We start from the raw sequence: 1,105 nt of genomic DNA, 5'->3' as shown, positions 1-1,105 counted from the left end.
TCGATCCTCTCGGTCGAAAGCGGTTGAAAAGAGGTGTTGACAGCAGCGTGTAACGCTGTAGAATTCGCCTCCCGCTAACGAGAGATCGGAAGCGCAAGTGGTTGAAGTTAAAAAGGAAACTTTGAAAACTTCTTAAAAAAATCACTTGACAGCAAATGAGGCTGCTGTAGAATGCGCGCCTCGGTTGAGACGAAAGATCTTAACCAACCGCTCTTTAACAACTGAATCAAGCAATTCGTGTGGGTGCTTGTGGAGTCAGACTGATAGTCAAAAAGATTATCAGCATCACAAGTTACTCCGCGAGAAATCAAAGATGTAACCAACGATTGCTGAGCCAAGTTTAGGGTTTTCTCAAAACCCAAAGATGTTTGAACTGAAGAGTTTGATCATGGCTCAGATTGAACGCTGGCGGCAGGCCTAACACATGCAAGTCGAGCGGCAGCACGGGTACTTGTACCTGGTGGCGAGCGGCGGACGGGTGAGTAATGCCTAGGAATCTGCCTAGTAGTGGGGGATAACGTCCGGAAACGGGCGCTAATACCGCATACGTCCTACGGGAGAAAGTGGGGGATCTTCGGACCTCACGCTATTAGATGAGCCTAGGTCGGATTAGCTAGTTGGTGAGGTAATGGCTCACCAAGGCGACGATCCGTAACTGGTCTGAGAGGATGATCAGTCACACTGGAACTGAGACACGGTCCAGACTCCTACGGGAGGCAGCAGTGGGGAATATTGGACAATGGGCGAAAGCCTGATCCAGCCATGCCGCGTGTGTGAAGAAGGTCTTCGGATTGTAAAGCACTTTAAGTTGGGAGGAAGGGCAGTTACCTAATACGTGATTGTTTTGACGTTACCGACAGAATAAGCACCGGCTAACTCTGTGCCAGCAGCCGCGGTAATACAGAGGGTGCAAGCGTTAATCGGAATTACTGGGCGTAAAGCGCGCGTAGGTGGTTTGTTAAGTTGGATGTGAAAGCCCCGGGCTCAACCTGGGAACTGCATCCAAAACTGGCAAGCTAGAGTATGGTAGAGGGTGGTGGAATTTCCTGTGTAGCGGTGAAATGCGTAGATATAGGAAGGAACACCAGTGGCGAAGGCGACCACC

At 50.1% G+C, this 1,105-nt stretch carries 1 rRNA gene; it reads left to right on the top strand.

The annotated features are described in order from the left end of the window. Positions 1 to 370: 370 nt before the first annotated feature. A 16S ribosomal RNA gene (locus tag BM382_RS31395) occupies positions 371 to 1,105 on the top strand; the annotation flags it as partial.

Source organism: Pseudomonas sp. NFPP25 (assembly GCF_900116505.1).
GTDB classification, from domain to species: Bacteria; Pseudomonadota; Gammaproteobacteria; order Pseudomonadales; family Pseudomonadaceae; genus Aquipseudomonas; species Aquipseudomonas protegens.
The sequence above is the reverse complement of the archived record's forward strand: the minus strand, read 5'-3'. Positions and strand labels throughout refer to the sequence as shown.